Here is an 18,529-nt window from a genome sequence, read left to right on the forward strand (position 1 = left end):
TTCCTTGCAAAATTTGCAAGGAAAGGACCTTTCATGGCGTCGGTCGAGCCTCGGGAAGCGTTGCGAAGGTGGGTTCCGCAACGCTTCCCGAGCCGTTTTCCTGACACACGCGGAGAGCGGGAGACCTCAGCCCAGGAATTCCAGCACGGCCGCCTTGAACTCCGGGCTCCTCAGCGCCCCACCGTGGTCCCCGGGCACCCGCACGAGATCCGCCCCCGGCACCAGCTCCACCAACGTCTCGATGCCTTGGCTCACCGGATCCTCCACGCCCGCCACAAAGCGGGTAGGCACGGAGACAGCACCGGAAACCGGCGCGAAAGGCTCCGCCCGCAGGTCTTCGACGCACCGCGCGAGCGCGGCCGGATTCCGCCCCGGCGCGGTGATCATCTGAGCGATCATCCCCGTCAGCGGATCCGACGGAGCCTTGCCACCACCGGCGAAAGCCAGCGCGGCCGCGACATCGACGGCGCCGAAGGGCTCGAAAGGGCTCACGCCGGCTAACACGAGCCGCCGGACGGGAGCCTGTGCGGGCAGTTCCCAGGCCAGCCGCGCGCCCAGTGAATAGCCGACAACGTCCACTTCGGACAGTCCTGCGAGCAGCCGGGTGAGTTCCGAAGTGATCGCGACGGCACCCAGCGATCCCGAGGGGGCCGGGCTGGAGCCGTGCGCGGGAAGGTCGGGTATGAGCACCTCGTGTCCCGCGGCGGTGAGCGCGGCCGGCCACCCGGTGGTGATCCAGTCGGTGTGCCCGTCGGAGGCGAATCCGTGCACCAGCAGCACAGGCGGTCCCGAGACGATTTCGGGAGCGAATCGGCGCACGGCCAGGGAAGTAGTGGCAGACAACGGGATCCTTTCTCAGCTGCCGGAGGGGCGGCGGGTGCGCAGGCGCTGCATTTCGCTCAACGTCCGCGCCCGGGCGTCGACGGCGATCCGCAGCGACGAGCCGATGAGGTTCAGCAGGAACACGCACACCATGATCGTCACGCCGGGGACGATCACCAGCCAGGGCGCCTGCACCAGGTACGACCGCCCTTCGGCGATCATGTTGCCCCAGGTCGGGGTCGGGGGAGCGATACCGAGACCGAGGAAACTCATCGCCCCGTCCACGAGCATGGCCGCCGCGGACAGGATCACGACCTGGACCAGCGCGAGCGGCAGCACGTTCGGGAACACGTGCACGACGAGGATCTTCCACCGGCTCATCCCCGAAACCCGGGCGGCGCCGATGTAGGCGCGACCGGCGATGCCGAGCACCCGGCTGCGGATGACCCTGGCGGTGAACGGCGTGAAGATCACGGTCAGCGCGATGAGCTCGGTCCAGATGCTCGCGCCGAGCGAGATCGCCAGCGCCATCGCGAGGATGATCGCCGGGAACGACATCCAGGCGTCCATCACTCGCATCAGCACCGCGTCGACGGCGCGGAAGAACCCGCTGATCAGCCCGATCACCAGGCCGGTGAAGGCCGCGCACAGGGTGATCAGGGCGGACAGCCCGAGCGACGCACGGCCGCCGGAGACCAGCCGGGCGAGCACGTCACGGCCGAACGAGTCCGTGCCGAGCGGATGCGCGGCCGACGGCGGCAGCAGCCGGTTGACCGGGTCGGTCGCGCTGACGCTCGGCAGGAAGAACGGCAGCACGATCACGGTCAGCACGATCACCGCCAGCACCGCCGTGGTGATCACCAGCATCCGGTTGCGCCGGAACACCTTGGCCGCTCGGCCGGGCGACGGCTTCTCGCGCACCGGCGACGTCTTTTCCACAAGAGCCACGCTCACGAGACACGCACCTTCGGGTCGAGCAGCGCGTACGAGAGGTCCACCAGCAGGTTGACCAGCACGAACAGCACCGCGACGAACAGCGTCACACCCTGGATCAGCGGGAAGTCGCGGGTCGACACCGCGCCCATCAGCAGATGGCCCAGCCCCGGCACGACGAAGATGGACTCGATGATCACGATCCCGCCGACCAGCATGGCGAAGTTGCTGCCCAGCTGGGTGATCAGCGGCATCAGCGCGTTCGGCAGGACGTGCTTGGTCATGACCTGCCGCTCCGACAGCCCCTTCACCCGAGCGGTGCGCAGATACGCCAGTGGCAGCTCCCCGAGCAGGCTTTCGCGCAGGGTGAGCACGAACAACGCGGTCTGACCGATGACCAGCACGGTCAGCGGCAGCACCAGTGCCGGCACGGCCGTCGCCGGGTCGGTGAACAGGTTCTCGTAGCCGCTGGAGGGGAACCAGCGCAGCGTCACCGAGAACACGAGCACGAGCATCAGCGAGATCCAGAAGTCCGGCATCGCCATCCCGAGCGCGGAGAGCCGGTCCAGCGCCCGTGCCACCGGATTGCGCGGCGACACCGCCTGCCACGAGGTGATCGCGACCGAGAGGAAGAAGCTGATCACCGTCGACAACACGGCCAGAGTCAGCGTCGGCAGGATGTGGTCGGCGACCACGCCGAGCACCGGCGCGTGGTAGGTGATCGACGTGCCGAAGTCGCCGTGCAGCACGTTCCCGGCCCAGCTGAAGTACTGCTCCCAGAGTGTCCCGTTCAGCCCCATGCTCTCCCGCAGGGCGTCCACATCGGACGGTCGCGCGGTCGGGCCGAGGATGGCCTGCGCCGGGTCACCGGGGATCAACCGGATGACGAAGAACATCATCGTCCCGACGATCACCAGGATGATCACCAGATCGCGCAGCCTGCGCAGCAGCAGACCGGTCATGACGCCAGCCAGGTGTTCCAGAAGACCCGGTAGAAGTCGCCGTAGCCCTTGAGCTTGGGGGAGTAGGCCGCGTACAGCTTCGACTGGCTCAGGGTGATCACCGACAGTTGCTTCCAGGTGAACGCCTGAAGCTTGTCCACCACCGCTTTCGCCTGCTCGGGTGTCGTCGAGGCGTTGAACTCGGCCATGAGGCCGTCCAGTTCGGGCGAAGACGAACCGTTCAGCGTGCCCAGGGTGAGCGCGGGCATCTGCGCGGGCGAGGTCAGTGCCGAGTCGAAGAACAGCGTGGTGATGTCCCAGCCACCCGGTTCCTTCGTCAGCGTGCCGAGCATGGTGGCGAAGTCGAAGGTGTCGATCTTGGTGTTGATGCCGATCTTCGACAGGCTGTCCTGGATCAGCACGGCCCACTTGCCGAACTCCGGATACGAGTTGGTGGTGACGATCCGGATCGTGGCGCCGGCGGTGATGCCGACCTCGGCCAGCAGCCGCTTTGCCTTCTCCGGGTCGTGGGCCTTGTAGACCTCTTCACCCGCGGTGGAGTAGAACTGCTTGTTGTCCGGCGAGGCGAAGGCGCCGGTCTCGATGGTGAGGTCCTTGCTGCCGCCGGTGGCCGCGTTGATCGCGGGCTTGTCGAGCAGCAGGTTCAGCGCCTCGCGGGCGCGGGGATCGGCGAACTTCGAACCGGTGTTGAAGTTCGGGATCACGACGTTGTCGTTGCCGCCGGGCAGGTTGTGCACGACAACGGCAGGGTTGTTGCGCAGCGGCTCGTATTGGTCGTTCGTGGGCATGATGTGGTCCCACTGGCCGGTCTGGAGGCCGTTGATCAGCGCGTCCTGGTCGGAGACCACCTTGTAGGTCACGGTGTCCAGGTACGCGTGCTTGGCGCCCGCCTGCCCACCCCAGTCCTCTTCGGACCGGGACTTGTAGCCGGAGTAGCGCTCCAGCACCAGTTCGCGGCCGATGTCCCAGCTCTTCAGCTTGTACGGCCCGGTCCCGATCGCCTTGTCCTGGGCGAAACCGGTCGGTGCGACACCGGTGAGGTTTTTCGCCTCGTAGATCTCCGTGCCCGCGCCGGCGAGTTCGTTGATCAGCGGGTAACGCGGCTTCTTGAGCTTGATGGTCACCGTCGCCGGATCGGTCGGCGTGATCGCTTCGATGTCCGGCGTGACCAGCTGGCCGGTGCGGTGCACCTGCTGCCACCGCTTCAGGCTCGCCACGACATCCTCGGACGTCAGCGGGTTGCCGTCGTGGAAGGTGACGCCCTGGCGCAGTTTGAAGGTGTAGGTGAGCCGGTCCGGGCTGGTGGTGTAGTCCTCGACCAGCATGGGCCGGGCGGTGAAGCCCTTGTCCACCTCGAACAGCTTCTCGTACATCATGTTGCCGATATGCGCGGTCACCTGGCCGGGATTCGCGACCATGTCGAGGGACTGCGGATCGGTGGGCACGGCGACGTTCAGGTTGCCGCCGGGCTTCGGCGGCCCGTCGGCGGCCCCACCACCCGCCTGGCTTCCCATGCACGAGCTGAGCAGCAGGACGGTCGCCAGGCCGAGCGTGGCCTTGGTCAGGGTTCGTCTCATGGGTTCCGCACTCCAGTGTGGGGGTGGGCGGGCAGTTCGGGATTCGCCGCGAGGAGACGGCGGGTGTACTCGTGCCGGGCGTGGAGCCGGATCTCGTCCGGTTCGCCGATTTCGATCAGTTCGCCCCGGTACATCACGCCGACGCGGTCGGCGACCGACAGCACCAGGCTGAGGTTGTGCGTGATGAACAGGAAGCTGAGCGCGCGGGTGCGCCCCAGTTCCAGTAGCAGGTTCATCACCTGGCCCTGCACCGAGACGTCGAGCGCGGAGGTGGGCTCGTCGGCGACGATGAGGTCGGGTTCGGCCGCGATCGCGCGCGCGATGGAGACGCGCTGCCGCTGCCCGCCGGAGAGCTGCGAGGGCAGCTTCTTCGCGGTGCCGGAGGGGAGACCGACCTCGTCGATCAGTTCCGTGACGCGGCGGTCGAGTTCGGCACCGCGGAGTCCGGTGAGTTCCCGCAGTGGTTCGGCGATGATCCGGGCGGCGGTGTGCCGGGGATCGAGCGAGCTCTGCGGGTCCTGGAAGATGAGCTGCGCACGGCGGCGGAACGCGCGCTCGTCGCCGTCGAGCCCGGACGGCGTGCATCGGTGCTCTCCGAAGGCGATGGCGCCCGACGTCGGTGGCTCCAGCGCGCTCACCAGACGGCCGAGCGTGGTCTTTCCCGAACCGGATTCCCCGACCAGGCCGAAGAACTCGCCGGCCGCGATCTCCAGCGAGACGTCCTTGACCGCGTGCACCTCGGGTTCGCGGCTCAGCGAGAACCGGCCGCGCCGTCCGTACACTTTGGACACCGAATCGATGACGAGCGCGGTGCCCTCGCCGGTGTCTCCGGTTTTCGCGCGGCTCAACGACCTGGTTTCGGTCGCGACCGCTGATTCGCCGTTCATCGCGGCTTCGAGCAGGGCTTCGGAGATGGTGGGGAAGCCGTCGCGCCTGCTGACCCCGAGTTGCGGAACGCAGTCGAGCAACGCCTTGGTGTAGGGATGCTTCGGCGAATGCAGAATGTCCTCGGTGGACCCGAGTTCGACGAGCTCGCCGCGGTACATCACCGCGATCCGGTCCGCCACCTGCGCGGCCACGCCCATGTCGTGCGTGATGAAGACGCACGCCGTGCCGTGGTCGCGGCGGACCCGGTCGAACAGGGTGAGGATCTCCGCCTGCGTGGTGACGTCCAGCGCGGTGGTCGGCTCGTCGGCGATCAGCAGGCTCGGATCGGCCATCAGCGCCAGCGCGATCATCACGCGTTGCTGCATGCCGCCCGACATCTGGTGCGGGTACAGGGAAAGCACCCGGTCGGTGTCGGCGAGGCCGACCTCTTTCAGCAGGCCGCGAGCCTTCGCCTCGGCCTCGCGGTGCAACGGCGTACCCTTGCGCGCGGCTTGGCGCGGAAGGGAGCCTGGCTTCCGATAGGCCTCGATCAGCTGCTTGCCGACGCGCTGACTCGGGTTGAGTGAATCCAGTGCCTCCTGGAAGATCATGCCGATCCGCGGGCCGCGGTACGCGCGCATCTCGTCGGCGGAGAGCCGCGTGACGTCCACGCCGTCGACGGCGATCTCACCGCGGGTGAACACCGGCGCGACGAATTCCAGCAACCGGATGATCGACAAGGCCGTCACCGTTTTACCGCTGCCGGATTCACCGACCACGCAGAGTGTCCGGCCTTGGTCGAGGTCGAACGAAAGTTCGCGCACCAGTTCGCGTTCGGTTTCGTCGGCGATGACGCCGACGGTGAGTTCTCGTAATTCGAGCAGGGTCATGAATCCCCTTTCCCGAGCCCGCCCGAAGCGGACCGCACTGCCGGGGAACGGGCCTCCGGCGGGGGTAGTTCTACGCATGTTGACACTGGGCGGGTGCGCTGTCAATGGGTATATTCTACGAATGTAGGAAGTTGATATCCGGCGGGTTTTCCCTGGCAGTGGGCGAAAACTCGCACTGGATTCTTTTGTCTACGTCTGTAGACTCTCGGCGGAAACGAGCTAAGGAGGGCACCCGTGAGCGGGTCGACCAAGACTGCCGGTCCCGAGCGGATCGTGGACATCGCCGTGGGCTACATGGCGGCCAAGCAACTCTTCGCGGCGAGCCGGATCGGCCTGTTCACCGCGCTCGCCGACGGGCCGCTGGCGGCCGCGGAACTGGCGGAGAAGACCGGCAAACCGGAGAAGATCACCCGCATCCTCGGTGACGCCATGTCATCACTCGGTCTGCTGTCCCGTGTGGACGGACGGTACGAGTTGGCCGCCGACGCGGCCGAGTACCTCGGCGGCGGAGACCTCGATCTGGCGCCGTTCCTGACGTTCCTGGACTCGATCAGCTACCCGCATTGGCTGCAATTCGGTCACACGGCCGACAGCGGCGAGCCGGGCAAGCTGGAGATGGACGACGCGCGCTGGGGCACGTTCATGGCGGGCGTCATGACGTATAACGCCCTGCACGCCAAGATGCTGGCCGGCGCTTACGATTTCGGCACCCACCGGAAGGCGCTGGACCTTGGCGGGCTCTCCAGCGCGTTCGCTGTCGAAGCCATGAAGGCCAACGACGAACTGCACACCACGTTCGTCTTCGACCCGGGTTTCACCGAGTCGGTCACCACCGCGGCCGCCGAGGCGGGGCTCGCGGACCGCACGACCGTCGTCGGGGCGGAGACACCGACCGCGCGGGCCGAAGGCGAGTTCGACCTGGTGATGGTCAACCACGTCGTCCACCGGTTCGACGCGAAGCAGAACGCGGAGATCCTGCGCAACGCCCGTGCCGCCGCCGCGCCGGGAGCGACGCTGCTGCTGCTCGACTTCTTCCTCGACGACGACGCGGTCCAGCGGCCGATCGACGCGCTGCACGCGGGGGAGTACCTGGTGATCGACGGGACGGTCGTCTACCCGGAGGCCGAGGTCCGCGAGTGGCTGAGCGGCGCGGGCTGGCGGGTCACCGACCGGCTCGCGCTGCCGGGCAGCCCGCGGGTGCTGGTCGCGGAAGCGGTGTGACCGTGACCCTCGATCCCGCGGTCAAGGAACTGCTCGCCCGCAGTGCCCCGTCGGAGGCACCGGCCGGGCCACTGACGGCTCCAGAGTTGCGTGCCGCCTTCGCCGCTTCGTGGCGGCGCCCCGAGTCGGTCGAAGAGGTCGCCTCGGTGACCGACCACGTCCTGCCGTCCGGTGTGCGGGTGCGGGTCTACCTGCCGGATGTCGCCGCGCCGGTGCCCGCGTTCGTCTGGATCCACGGCGGCGGGTGGACGATCGGCTCGATCGACGAGAACGAGGTCGCGTCGCGGGCGGTGTGCAACGCGGCGAAGGTCGCCGTCGTCGCGGTCGACTACCGGCTCGCGCCCGAGCATCCGTACCCGGCGGCCCCGGACGACTGCTACGCCGTCGTCGAATGGCTCGCCGCGGGCGGCGCCGGACCTGCGGTCGACGGGTTGCGGATCGCGGTCGGTGGGGAAAGCGCCGGCGGAAACCTGTCGACGGTCGTCTCGATGATGTCCCGTGACCGTGGTGGCCCGCCGTTGGCCGCGCAGGTGCTGATCTGCCCGGTGTACGGCCATCCGGACGACGGGTTCCGGTCCTATGTGGACTTCGCCGAGGGCTTCGGCATGACCGCCGGGGCGATGCGGTTCTTCTTCGAGCAGTACGTGTCGGATCCGGCGCAGCTGAACGACCCGTACCTGCTGCCGCTGCGCGCCGACGACCTGACCGGTCTGCCGCCGGCGCTGGTGCTCACGGCCGAGTACGACGTATTGCGGGACGAAGGGGAGGAGTTCGCGCGGCGGCTGACCGACGCAGGCACCCACGTCGAAATGACGCGGTACTCGGGGCAGATCCATGGGTTCTATGGGCTCCACACGGATCTCCCGGCCTCGCCGCGCTCCCACCGGCACGTGGCGAGCTTCCTGACCCGGGTCTTCGACCCACCGCATTTCGTCCTCTGAATGCGGTAGTTGGCGCTACGTACTACCGCATTCAGAGGACGAAATGCGGTAGTACGTAGCGTCAGGGGCGGGTGAGGCGCTCGAAGAACGACTCGAGGTGCTGCCGCTGCAAGGCGATCGTCGAGAACTCCCCGGCGACCAGGCTCATCACGTTCGCCCCGGCGTTGATCAGCACGACCTCGTCGACCAGCTGCTCGTCGGGCGTTTCGGTGACGATGTCGCCGTCTTCCCTGCCTTCGGTGAGATACCGGTGCAGCAGGCCCCGCCACGAGCGGATGTGTTCGAGGTACTTGTCCTGCAGTTTCGGGTTGGTCAGCGACAGCTGCCAGAAGGTGAGCAGGACGCGCCCCGCGGCGATGCGGTCCTCGTCGATGGGCATCGACGAGACGCACAGCTCGCGGAGCGCGGTCAGCCCGCGCAACTCGTCCAGCTCCACGTACTCGCGCATCATGCCGAGCGCGCGTTCGTAGGTGGCCTGGATGATGTCTTCCTTGCTCGGGAAGTACAACTTGAGCGCACCGTTGGCGAAGCCGGCGGCCGCCGCGATCTCGCGCATGGTGGCGGCCTCGATCCCGCCCTGGGTGATCAAATCCCAGGTGACGTCGACGATATGGCTACGCCGCTCGTCGTGGTCGATGATCTTCGGCATCGGCAGACCTCCCGCACTGGTTCTTCTACCAGTGTAGGAGATCAGACGCGGTGATACACGCGGTGCCCGGCGAACCACGTTTGCGTCACCTTTGTCTTGACGAGCGCCGACGGGTCGGTTTTGAACGGATCGCGGTCCAGGACGACGAGATCCGCCGACTTCCCGGGGGTCAGCGAGCCGGTGACGTCTCCCAGTCCCATCGCGCGGGCGGCGGCCAGGGTGAAGACCTCGATCGCCTCGGCCAGGGTGATCGCCTGCTCCGGCCATAGCGCGCCGGGGAAGGTGCCGGTCGGATCCTGGCGGGTGACGAGGCCGTGGATGCCTTCCCACGCGTTCGGCGACTCGCTGACCGGCCAGTCCGAACCGCCCGCGACCAGCGCGCCCTCGTCCAGCAGCGACCGGTTCGGCTGCATCCGCCTTGCCCGCTCGCCGGGCAGGACCTCGGCGATGGCCGCCGGGATGACGCCGGGGACCCACAAGAACGGCGAGATGTCCGCGGCGACGCCCAGCGCGGCGAAGCGGGGGAGGTCGTCGGGGTGCACGAACTGGCCGTGCGCGACCTGGAACCGTGCTTCGGTGAAGCCCTCGGCGCGCACCTTCTCGACGGCGTCGAGCGTCGCGCGCACCGACGCGTCCCCGGTGCAGTGGACCTTGGCCGAGAGCCCCGCCGTGGCCGCTGTGCGCAACCAGCCGACGAGTTCTTCGCCCGGCATGGTCGTGGCGCCGTGATGGCAGGCTCCGTGCGCGGCGTCCGGCAGGTACGGCTCCAGGAAGGCGGCGGTGCGCGTCGGCGGGACACCGTCGAGGAAGATCTTCACGAAGTCCGGCCGGTGATGCTCGCTCCGGTACTGCCTGGCGACCTCCAGCAACGGTTCCCCGATCGGGTCGAAACCGAAGATCGGGTCGTTGATCAGCAGCGACGAAACGACCCAGGCGCGCAGTTCGCCCGCGTCGTCGAGCGACTTCAGCGCCCGCAGGATGTCGGCGGAGACACCGGCGTCCTGGAACGCGGTGACCCCGTACGAGTGCAGCGTGCCGATCGCGTGCCGCGACGCCGCGACGTGCTGCTCCGCGGTGAGCGTCCGTGTCTCGCTGAGCGCCCGCTCGACGGCGACGCCCGCCGCTTCGAGCAAGACGCCGACCGGCTCCCCGGTCGAGGGATCGCGGACGATCTCCCCGCCCGCGGGATCGGGCGTCGAGGCGGTGACGCCCGCCAGCTCCAGCGCCCGGCTGCTCACCCAGCGGTTGTGCCTGCTGTCGTCCGACAGCATGACCGGACGTCCGCCGGCGGCTTCGTCGAGGGCGTGCCGGGCCGAAGTCCGCGAAAGGGTGCTGACCAAAGTGGACGCCCAGGCGCCGCCGACCACCCACTCGTCCGGCCCGAGTCCGGCGGCCCTCGCGCGGACGGCCGCGAGGATGTCGGCCAGTCCGGCGTCGAGGCCGAAGTTCAGCTCGAAGAGGGCCGCGCGCCCGGCGAGGGCGTGGTGGTTGTGCACGTCGACCAGGCCGGGCATCACGAACGCGCCTTCGAGGTCGACGACCTCGGTGTTCGGCCCGCGTTCGATATCCTCCAGGGACAGCACCTTGCCGTCCTTGATCGCCAGCGACGATGCCCAGGGCCTGCCACTGTCCACTGTGTACACGGTGGCGTTGGTGAGGACGATGTCGGCGGTCAAGGCTCAGCTCCCGGCCGGGTCGTAGGCCTCGGGGTGCACGGTGGTGCTCAGCAGCCTGCCGTGCGCGCCGAAGGTGAAGTGGGTCGGTGTGCTCCCGGTGGCGTCGAGTCCGAAAAGGACACCGTGCGAGCGCAGCCGCTTCGCGTCACGGTGGTCGGCGACGGTCACCGAGGCGCACGGGATCACCTTCTCCCGCCAGGCGAAGACGTAGATACCCGGCCGCAGCTCGTAGACCGAGTTCTCATCGGTGTCCGCGAGCCCCCGCTCTGGACCGGCAAGGCACTGCCACGTGTACCAGTGCGGGCTGAGGTACACGTGCTCGTAGGCGTGTTCGGTGCTGTACACCCACAGCACCCGGCGCCCGACCAGCGACGTGGTCGGGGCGAGCGATTCCCCGGTCGGCTCGATGCCGCCGATCGTGGCGGCCACGAAGGATTGTGTGACGCGGGGCGAGGTGTCGCCGATCTTGCTCAGTACCAGGAGGGCGCGGCCGCGGCGCAGGTCCAGCAACAGGGTGAACGCCTCGTCCTGCCGGGCCTGCGGATGGAACTGGACGTAGTACAGGTCGTCGTCGACCAGGAACGTCTCGCAGCGGTCGGTGCCCGTGCCGTGGTAGGTCCATTCGATCCGGGTACCGGAGAAGGCCGCGGTGAACGTGGTGCCGTCTTCGCAGGCGAGTTCGAACGAGCGGCCGTGCAGGTCGCCGACCGTGGGCGCCTTGTTCGCGTCGAAACCGGGGGCCAGACCGTCGAGCGGCAGCCAGGTGGACGTGTCGGACAGGGTCAGTTCGGGCATCGATGAGTCCTAGTGTCTGGTGGTGAACCCGCCTCCGCGATCGACGTCGGCAGGGCGCGGTCTGATGTCCGTCTCCAGCCGGCGGACAAGGCGCCCTGCCACCGCGACAGCGGGGCCGTCGGCCGGGCGGTTTCACCTGGTGGTCGTTTCGGGGGTGTCTTCAGCTCCGCCGACAGGCCTTTAGTGCTCGTGGGCGGAACAGTGATCGCCGGCGGCGCCGGAAGGCAGGTCGAGGGCCGGGTTTCGGTCCAGGAAGCCATAGGGGCGCAGGGAGAAGCCGGAGTAGTCGACCGGCATGACCGGCCAGTCCTCCGGACGCGGGATGTGGGTCGGGCCGAACACGTGCCACAGCACGAGATCGGTGTCGACGAGGTCGCGGTCGGCGGCGGTCCAGGCGGGCAGGCCCGCCCCGCCCGGATGCGCGTTCGGGCGGTCGCCCGCCGGGAACCGTTCGTCCGCGCGGTACGGCGTCGCCCACAGGTGACGGGTGGCGAACGTCGCCCGCTGGTGGACGGTCGATTCCGGCTGCGCCATCAGGGTCGCGGACGGCCGGGGGACCAGCTGGTAGGCCGTCGGCGAGCCGAGCCGGTTGGTCCGCTCCGCGCTGCGGATCTCCCAGACACGCGCCTTGGCCGGATCCGCGAACCGCCGCGCCTCCTGTTCGGTGCGCAGCGGGGTCTCCTTCCAGGTGAACGCGTTCCCGTACGGGTTCCGCGCGCCCATGGGGATCCGTTCGACGTCGACCTCGACGAGCGAGTTGCGTTCGCCGTCGATCGCCACGTCCAGCCGCGCGCAGAACAGGTGCTGGTGCACCGGTGCGAACAGGCCGGGCGCGATCTCGTTGGCGTGCGGGTGGTCCGTGCCGGGGTGCGCGGCGCCGGCGAACACGATGCCGGTGGCCTTCGCCTCCAGTTCCACGGTGCCGTCGAGGTAGAAGTACCAGAAGAAGCCGTAGTCGTAGTTGCCGATGGTGGAGATCGACGAGATCACCAGCCGTCGCGAGCGGCGGACCTCGGCGCGGCCGTCGAGATCCGTGTGCTTCCAGAGGATCCCGTAGTCCTCCTCGTGCATGCAGATCGCGCGGGGGATCTCGACCGGATGGCCGTGGTCGTCGGCGACGAACGCGGGGAAGTAGTGGATGACGCCGAGGCAGTCGCAGCCCAGCCGCAGATCGTTGCCGTTCTTGCCGAGCAGGTACTCGCCCGCGTCGAAGTAGCTGATCCAGAACCGGCCGGGCGCGGTGTCGCCGTAGGGCACCACCATCTCCGGTACCGACGCGCGGTGCAGCACCGACCGGTCCTGGAAGCTGATCCGGTGCAGCGTCAGGCCTTCGCGGGCGTTGAAGCCGACCCGGAGGTTCCAACCCTCCCAGGTGACCTCGTTGCCGTCGACGGTGAAGCTCGGGCCCTCCGGCTGGGTGATCTCGATCGGCTTGAGCGTGGTTCGGGCCGGGACGTCGCCGTAGCGGCCGTGCTCCGGCGGTACGGGCACGTCGCCCTCGTCCTCCACCCGGATGACGCGCTGCCCGGTCAGGTCGATGTGCACGATCAGGCCCTCGACCGGATGCGCCCACGGGCTGTCGGACGCGTCGTCGCGCAGGAACGTCAGCGAGCGGATGACTCGGCCGGTCTCGTCGGACCTGCCGAAGAAGCCGGGGGCCAGAGGAGCGCAGAAGGCGTGCTCGATCCGGTCGCCGAGCCCGCGCCGCTCCATCGCGGTCTGCCATTCCGGTGACGCCTTGGTGATCGACGCGGCGAGGTCGTACTCCTCGAACAGGTACGCGGGCTGACCTGCGCCGCAGTCCTCGTTGGAAACCACTTCGCGCTTAGCCAGCGAGACGACCACGTCGCGCGCCTCGCCGGTCGCGGTGTCCAGCAGCGTGTACTGGACACGGCGGTCGGGGGCGGCGTCGCCTTTCTCGGGCTCCACCGGCAGCACGGCCGGGAACCGCGTGGTCGCGGCGAGCAGGCCTTCGGCGGCCAGGATCTCGCGGCCTGCGGTGAGTTCGTCGGCGGTCAGCGGGTCGAGTGGATGCGGCCTGGTCATGGTTCGCAGTCTTGCCGGTCCACCTCTCCCTGAAAAGGCCGTCATGCGGCTGCCGACAAGAAGGGTGCACTGACGGCCAACCTCCGTGAAAGGTCCGGACCGGAGGATGGCGGCATGGGTCTGGATCTCGCGGGCAAGGCCGTGCTGGTGACCGGCGCGGCATCCGGTATCGGCCTTGCCTGCGTCCAGGCCTTCCTCGCCGAGGGCGCACGGGTCGGCGCCCTCGACCGGGCACCCGTCCCCACACTGGCCGACGGTCTCCTGGCGATCAACGCCGACGTGACCGACGAGCCGTCGATGGCTGCCGCTGTCGATGCCGTGGCGAGCCGGTTCGGCGGACTCGACGTCGTGGTGGGTTGCGCGGGGATCTCCGGACCGGTGGGCACACCGGTCACCGAAACCTCGGCGGCGGATTTCGCCGCGCTCCTGGCGATCAACGTCACCGGCCAGTTCCTGCTGGTCAAACACGCCGCGCCGTGGCTCACCGCGTCGGGTGGCTCGGTCGTGCTGCTGGCCAGCGACTCGGCGTTCACCAGCGCGCCCGGCATGGTCCCGTACTGCGCTTCGAAGGGCGCCGTGGTCGCGATGACCAGGGCTCTCGCCGTCGATCTTCCCGGTGTCCGGGTGAACTGCGTCTGCCCGTCGGTGGTCGACACCCCGATGGCGCGCGGCGATCTCGGCGACGTACTCGACGATCCCGCTTTCCCGGTGCAGGCTCCCGAAGAGGTCGCCTGGCAGGTGCTCCACCTCGCGTCCGCGCGTTCGCGGGCGGTCAACGGCCAGGCCGTGCTCGCCGACTTCGGCGTCTCGGCCCGTTCCGGTTTTCCCGCTTAGAAAGGACTCCGCAAGTGAAGAAGGTTGTCGCGATCACGGGTGGCGGTACCGGTATCGGCGCCGCGGTGGCCCGCCGGTACGCCGACGAAGGCGCCCAGGTGGTGGTGCTCGGACGGCGGCTCGAACCGCTGGAGAAGGTGGCCGCCGAAACCGGCGCGCACGTCATCGCCTGCGACGCCAGCGACCGCGAAGCCGCCGAGAACGCCGCGGCGGAGACCGTCGGCAAGTTCGGCAGGCTGGACGTCGTGGTGGCCAACGCCGGTGGGCACGGCCTGTCCTCGGTGACCGACACCGGTGACGAGGAATGGGAACTGGCCCTGCGCTCGAACCTGTCCAGCGCCTTCGTGTTCTGCCGGGCCACGCTGCCCTCGCTGGTCGAAACCGGCGGTCAGGTGGTCATCGTGTCTTCGCTGGCGGGGTTGTTCGCCGGGCCGAACGTCGCCGGCTACACCGTCGCGAAGCACGCGCTGATCGGCCTGACGCGCTCGATCGCCCGCGATTACGGGCCGAAGGGCGTGCGCGCGAACGCGGTCTGCCCCGGCTGGGTGCGGACCCCGATGGCGGACGGCGAAATGGACCAGTTCGCCGAGGCGGCGGGCTTCGACGGCGGCCACGACGAGGGCTACCGGCGCGTCACCGCCGAGGTCCCGCTGCGCCGTCCCGCCGAACCGGAGGAGATCGCGTCGATCGTGCGGTTCCTGGGGTCTTCGGAGTCTTCGTACATCACCGGTGCGGTGATCGTGGCGGACGGCGGCGCGCACGCCGTCGATCTCCCGACCTTGGCCTTCGAACGGGCGGGGATGGGTTCTTAGACGGGTGCGGGCTCCGTGAAGGCCTCCTTCCCTACCTTGAGAGTAGGGAAGGAGGCCTTCACGGACTTCCGAACGGTCAGGATTCGCCGAGGTAGGCCGCGTGCAGGGTGCCGGGCGAGTCCAGCAGGCCCTGCGCGGAACCCGCATAGGTGACCCGCCCCGAAGAGACCACCAGCGCGTCGCTCGCCACCCCGAGGGCCAGATGCGTGAACTGCTCGACCAACAGGATCGCCGCGCCCTCCTCGGCGAACCGGGTCACCATCGGCAGCAGCCGCGTGAACACCACGGGCGCCAGGCCCAGCGACATCTCGTCGATCAGCAGGAACGACGGTCGCGCGGCGAACGCGCGGGCCAGCACCACCATCTGCTGTTCGCCGCCGCTGAGCAGCGCGGCCGGTGAATCGCGGCGCTTCTCCAGTTCCGGGAACAGCTCGAACAGTTCGTCGGCCCGCGCGCGGGTGCGCGCGGTCAGCATCAGGTTCTCCAGCACGGTCAGGCCGCCGAACACCGCGCGCCCCTGCTCGATATGCGCCAGACCCCGCCGCGCACGGGAGACCCGCGACTGCTTCGTGATCTCGTCGGCTCCGATGTGGACGGTTCCGGCCGAGGCGGGGACCACGCCGGAGACGGCCTCCAGCAGGCTGGTCTTGCCGGCGCCGTTCGGGCCGACGAGCGCGGTGATCCGGCCCGGCTCCAGGGTCAGGTCGACGTCCCGGATCACCGGCCCGGCGCCGCGGGTGACGGTCAGCCCCGCTATCCGCAAAGCGTTCACAACAGCTCCGTTTCACCCATGTATGCCTTGAGTACGGCCGGATCGGCGAGCACTTCGGCCTGCGGGCCGGAGGCCAGCACGCGGCCGAAGTCCAGGACGGTGATCGTGTCGCAGACCGAGCGCACCAGGTCGAGGTCGTGCTCGATGAGCAGCACCGACACCCCGAACCGCGCGGGGACCTGCCGCAGCCGTTCCCCGAAGGCGACGTGTTCCTCGTGCGGAAGCCCCGCGGCGGGCTCGTCGAGCAGCAGGACACGCGGCCGCGCCAGCAGATGCCCGACGACCTCGACCAGCCTGCGCGCGCCGACGTCCACTTGCGACAGCGGAGTGCGGGCGGCCGGGCAGCCGAAGAAGTCCAGCGCATCGCCGATTTCGTCGGCGGTGAGCCGCCGCCTGGCGAGGAACTTGAGGTACGCCCCGACCGTCAGCCCCGGCGGGACGCGATCCTGCTGGAACGTCCGGCGCAACCCGGCGCGGGCCCGGTTCGACGGCGACCCGGTCAGCGGGCTGCCGCCGAGTTCCACCTGGCCCTCGGCGTTCGGCAGGAAGCCGCTGATCGCGTCGACCAGCGTCGACTTCCCCGCACCGTTCGGCCCGATGACGCCGAGTACCCCGTGTTCCGGGACCGATATGTCCACTGAGGATAGTGCGGCCACGTGGCCGAAGTTCACGCTCAGCCCGCGTACGGTGAGCACCGGTGGACCAGGTGAGACCGGTTCCACCGTGCTCGTCCCGGCGGCGAGATCGAGTTTCGCCGGTTCCTTCCTGGCGCGCCGATACCACACCTGGCGCACCGTGGTGCCCAGGTTCCCGCCGCCGGCCAGCGCCTGGACCCCGAGCACGCCGAACACCACGAAACCCCAGTCCTGCGGGATTCCCCAGCGTTTCAGCAGTTCAGGAACTCCGACCCACAGCACCGCGCCGAACACGGCCATGTCGATCAGGTGCGCGCCCGACATGATCGCCAGCACGTACAGCGCCAGCGACTGGATCGCGGTGAAACTGGCCGGGAAGGCGAGCCCGACCTGCCCGGTGAGCAGGCCGCCGCTGATCCCGCCGAGGGTGGCGCTCACCGCGAACGCGGTCAGCTTCGACGTCCGCACGCTCGTCCCGGCGGCGGCCGTGCCGCGTTCGGAGAACGCCACCGCCTGCCAGGCGCTGCCCCAGCGCCCGCGGCGCAGGAAGTACACGGCGAGGCAGCAGAGCACCAGTACCACGACGGCGAACTGGAAGTAGGCCCGGTCGTCGGAGAAGGCGTCCGGCCGTTCGACCGAGATCCCGCCGGAGACGCCGGGGAACTGGAGCTGGACCAGCGCGAGGTCGGCCGCCGCGGCGAGCCCCAGCGTCACGACGGCGAGGTTGATTCCACGCAGCCGCAGCGCCGGCAGCCCGACGAGCACCCCGACCACCCCGGCGGCGAGACCGCCGAGCACCAGCCAGGTGAGGAACCCGCCCGGAGCCTGCGCCTCGTTCAGCGCCGACACCGTCCAGGCGCCGACGGCACCGAAGGTCAGCTGGCACAGGGAGATCATGCCCGCGCTGCCGGTGACCACGCCGAGCCCGAGCAGGGAGATCCCGGCGACGACGGCGCTCATGCCGAGGTAGACGAAGTACCCGTCGAGCCCGACGCTCAGGCCGTACCCCACGGCGATCGCCACGATGGCGACCGCGAACGGAATCCCGCGTTCAGCGAGCCGCATCCCACACCTCCTTGCGCTGTGACCAGAGCAGCAGCGCGACGATGACCGCGAACGGCAGGAAGTACCGCACCACCGAAAGGCCGTCGACCTGCGCGGCCGCGCCCTGGATCAGGCCGAGGCCCAGCCCGCCCGCGACCGCGAGGTCGAGACGGCGGAATCCGCCGAGCAGGGCGGCCGCGGCCGCGGGGACCACGAGCATCGCCAGCGACGTCGCGTCGTTGGACTGCGACGGCGCCACGATCGAGATCACCAGCGTGCTGACCACCCCGGTGACCGCCCATACCGCGACACTGAGCCGTTTCGCCGGGATGCCCAGCAGCTCCGCCGTGGTCGGGCGTTCGGACAGCGCCCTGAGCTGGACCCCCGCCGGGGTCCGGCTCAGCACGATCCGGCTGGCCACCGCCACGAGGACGGCCAGCGCGACCGTCACCACGGTGACCTGGCTGATCACCACGCCGCCGACGGTGACCGCCGGACCGTCCAGGATCGGGTGGAACGGCTGTGGCTTGTTGCCGAACAGGATGAACGACAACGAGATCAGCAGGAGCAGCACCGCCACGGTGACCGCCGATCGGGTGCCGGTGTCCGCCTCGGCGAGCCAGGTGGACACGATCCAGCCGAGCAGCGCGCTCAGCAACCCGCCGAGCAGGATTCCCGCCACCGTGGCCGGCCACGTCGGCAGTCCCGCGTGGACGGACAGGAACACCGCCACGTAGCAGCCGAACATCCCGGTGGCCGACTGGGCGAAGTTCACCACCCGCACCAGGCGCGACATCAGCGTCAGGCACACCGCCAACACCGCGTACAGTCCGCCGGAGGCCAAGCCTGCCAGCGCTCCCTGCAGCATGTTTCCTCCTGTGTGAGGGAAGGGAGCGGTGCGTAGTGGGGCGCGGTGGTCGTGGGTGGGGGTTTTGGGTGGGAACCCAAAAACCCCCCCCCAACCCAGGGAACCACCCGGTACCAGTTAAATTGCCCCACCGGAGGACACGAAGAGCAAAGCCCCCCCACCGCGACAAAGGAAAAGGGGGCCTC

16 protein-coding genes are annotated in these 18,529 nt (G+C 69.1%); 4 read left to right on the plus strand and 12 right to left on the minus strand.

All coding sequences use genetic code 11. From position 1 onward, the window contains the following. Window positions 1–126: 126 nt before the first annotated feature. The 5 genes from AC0685_RS40845 to AC0685_RS40865 form a co-directional block, all read right to left on the minus strand. Complete coding sequence (locus AC0685_RS40845) at window positions 127–780, minus strand: alpha/beta fold hydrolase (protein WP_478230418.1); 654 nt, start codon at window positions 778–780, stop codon at window positions 127–129. A gap of 75 nt (window positions 781–855) precedes the next feature. Beyond that, window positions 856–1,776: an ABC transporter permease gene (locus tag AC0685_RS40850; RefSeq protein WP_478230405.1), complete on the minus strand. Its 921-nt coding sequence runs from the start codon at window positions 1,774–1,776 to the stop codon at window positions 856–858. Next, window positions 1,773–2,717, minus strand: coding sequence for an ABC transporter permease (locus AC0685_RS40855; protein ID WP_073842625.1), 945 nt, complete (start codon window positions 2,715–2,717; stop codon window positions 1,773–1,775). Before AC0685_RS40855 ends, AC0685_RS40850 begins: the two co-directional genes overlap by 4 nt. Continuing rightward, window positions 2,714–4,294 carry an ABC transporter substrate-binding protein gene (locus tag AC0685_RS40860; RefSeq protein ID WP_478230406.1) on the minus strand — a complete coding sequence of 527 codons (1,581 nt, stop codon included), beginning with the start codon at window positions 4,292–4,294 and terminating at the stop codon, window positions 2,714–2,716. The genes AC0685_RS40855 and AC0685_RS40860 overlap by 4 nt, the downstream gene beginning before the upstream one ends. Then, a complete protein-coding gene (locus AC0685_RS40865; protein ID WP_478230407.1) occupies window positions 4,291–6,051 on the minus strand; it encodes a dipeptide ABC transporter ATP-binding protein in 1,761 nt (586 codons plus the stop codon). Before AC0685_RS40865 ends, AC0685_RS40860 begins: the two co-directional genes overlap by 4 nt. Window positions 6,052–6,285: 234 nt before the next feature. On the opposite strand from AC0685_RS40865, the gene AC0685_RS40870 reads away from it, so the two are divergent. After that, window positions 6,286–7,272 carry a methyltransferase family protein gene (locus tag AC0685_RS40870; protein ID WP_478230408.1) on the plus strand — a complete coding sequence of 329 codons (987 nt, stop codon included), beginning with the start codon at window positions 6,286–6,288 and terminating at the stop codon, window positions 7,270–7,272. Next, a complete protein-coding gene (locus AC0685_RS40875) occupies window positions 7,269–8,213 on the plus strand; it encodes an alpha/beta hydrolase (protein ID WP_478230409.1) in 945 nt (314 codons plus the stop codon). The genes AC0685_RS40870 and AC0685_RS40875 overlap by 4 nt, the downstream gene beginning before the upstream one ends. Before the next feature lie 61 nt (window positions 8,214–8,274). Here the strand turns inward: AC0685_RS40875 and AC0685_RS40880 are convergent, their stop codons facing one another. The 4 genes from AC0685_RS40880 to AC0685_RS40895 form a co-directional block, all read right to left on the minus strand. Beyond that, window positions 8,275–8,862: a TetR/AcrR family transcriptional regulator gene (locus tag AC0685_RS40880; RefSeq protein ID WP_034306161.1), complete on the minus strand. Its 588-nt coding sequence runs from the start codon at window positions 8,860–8,862 to the stop codon at window positions 8,275–8,277. Between the two features lie 41 nt (window positions 8,863–8,903). Further along, window positions 8,904–10,538, minus strand: coding sequence for an amidohydrolase (locus AC0685_RS40885; protein ID WP_478230410.1), 1,635 nt, complete (start codon window positions 10,536–10,538; stop codon window positions 8,904–8,906). A 3-nt stretch (window positions 10,539–10,541) separates the two neighbouring features. Beyond that, a complete protein-coding gene (locus AC0685_RS40890; RefSeq protein ID WP_478230411.1) occupies window positions 10,542–11,333 on the minus strand; it encodes a molybdenum cofactor biosynthesis F family protein in 792 nt (263 codons plus the stop codon). A gap of 180 nt (window positions 11,334–11,513) precedes the next feature. Continuing rightward, a complete protein-coding gene (locus AC0685_RS40895; protein WP_478230412.1) occupies window positions 11,514–13,379 on the minus strand; it encodes a primary-amine oxidase in 1,866 nt (621 codons plus the stop codon). Window positions 13,380–13,493: 114 nt separating this feature from the next. Between AC0685_RS40895 and AC0685_RS40900 the strand changes: the two genes are divergently transcribed. Beyond that, window positions 13,494–14,213 carry an SDR family NAD(P)-dependent oxidoreductase gene (locus AC0685_RS40900; RefSeq protein WP_478230413.1) on the plus strand — a complete coding sequence of 240 codons (720 nt, stop codon included), beginning with the start codon at window positions 13,494–13,496 and terminating at the stop codon, window positions 14,211–14,213. A 14-nt stretch (window positions 14,214–14,227) separates the two neighbouring features. Beyond that, window positions 14,228–15,025, plus strand: a complete 798-nt coding sequence (locus AC0685_RS40905) for an SDR family NAD(P)-dependent oxidoreductase (protein WP_478230414.1) — start codon at window positions 14,228–14,230, stop codon at window positions 15,023–15,025. 76 nt (window positions 15,026–15,101) lie between these two features. Here AC0685_RS40905 and AC0685_RS40910 read toward each other — a convergent pair whose 3' ends face one another. Genes AC0685_RS40910 through AC0685_RS40920 form a run of 3 tightly spaced genes read right to left on the minus strand, consistent with a single transcriptional unit; the run spans window position 15,102 to window position 18,344 of the window. Further along, window positions 15,102–15,797: an ABC transporter ATP-binding protein gene (locus tag AC0685_RS40910; RefSeq protein WP_478230415.1), complete on the minus strand. Its 696-nt coding sequence runs from the start codon at window positions 15,795–15,797 to the stop codon at window positions 15,102–15,104. Next, window positions 15,794–17,497 (minus strand): branched-chain amino acid ABC transporter ATP-binding protein/permease, encoded by a 1,704-nt coding sequence (locus AC0685_RS40915; RefSeq protein WP_478230416.1) that lies wholly within the window; start codon window positions 17,495–17,497, stop codon window positions 15,794–15,796. Before AC0685_RS40915 ends, AC0685_RS40910 begins: the two co-directional genes overlap by 4 nt. Further along, entirely contained in the window at window positions 17,484–18,344 is an 861-nt protein-coding gene (locus tag AC0685_RS40920) for a branched-chain amino acid ABC transporter permease (RefSeq protein WP_478230417.1), read from the minus strand. The genes AC0685_RS40915 and AC0685_RS40920 overlap by 14 nt, the downstream gene beginning before the upstream one ends. Window positions 18,345–18,529 lie beyond the last annotated feature (185 nt).

The organism is Amycolatopsis sp. NPDC043889, assembly GCF_056435645.1.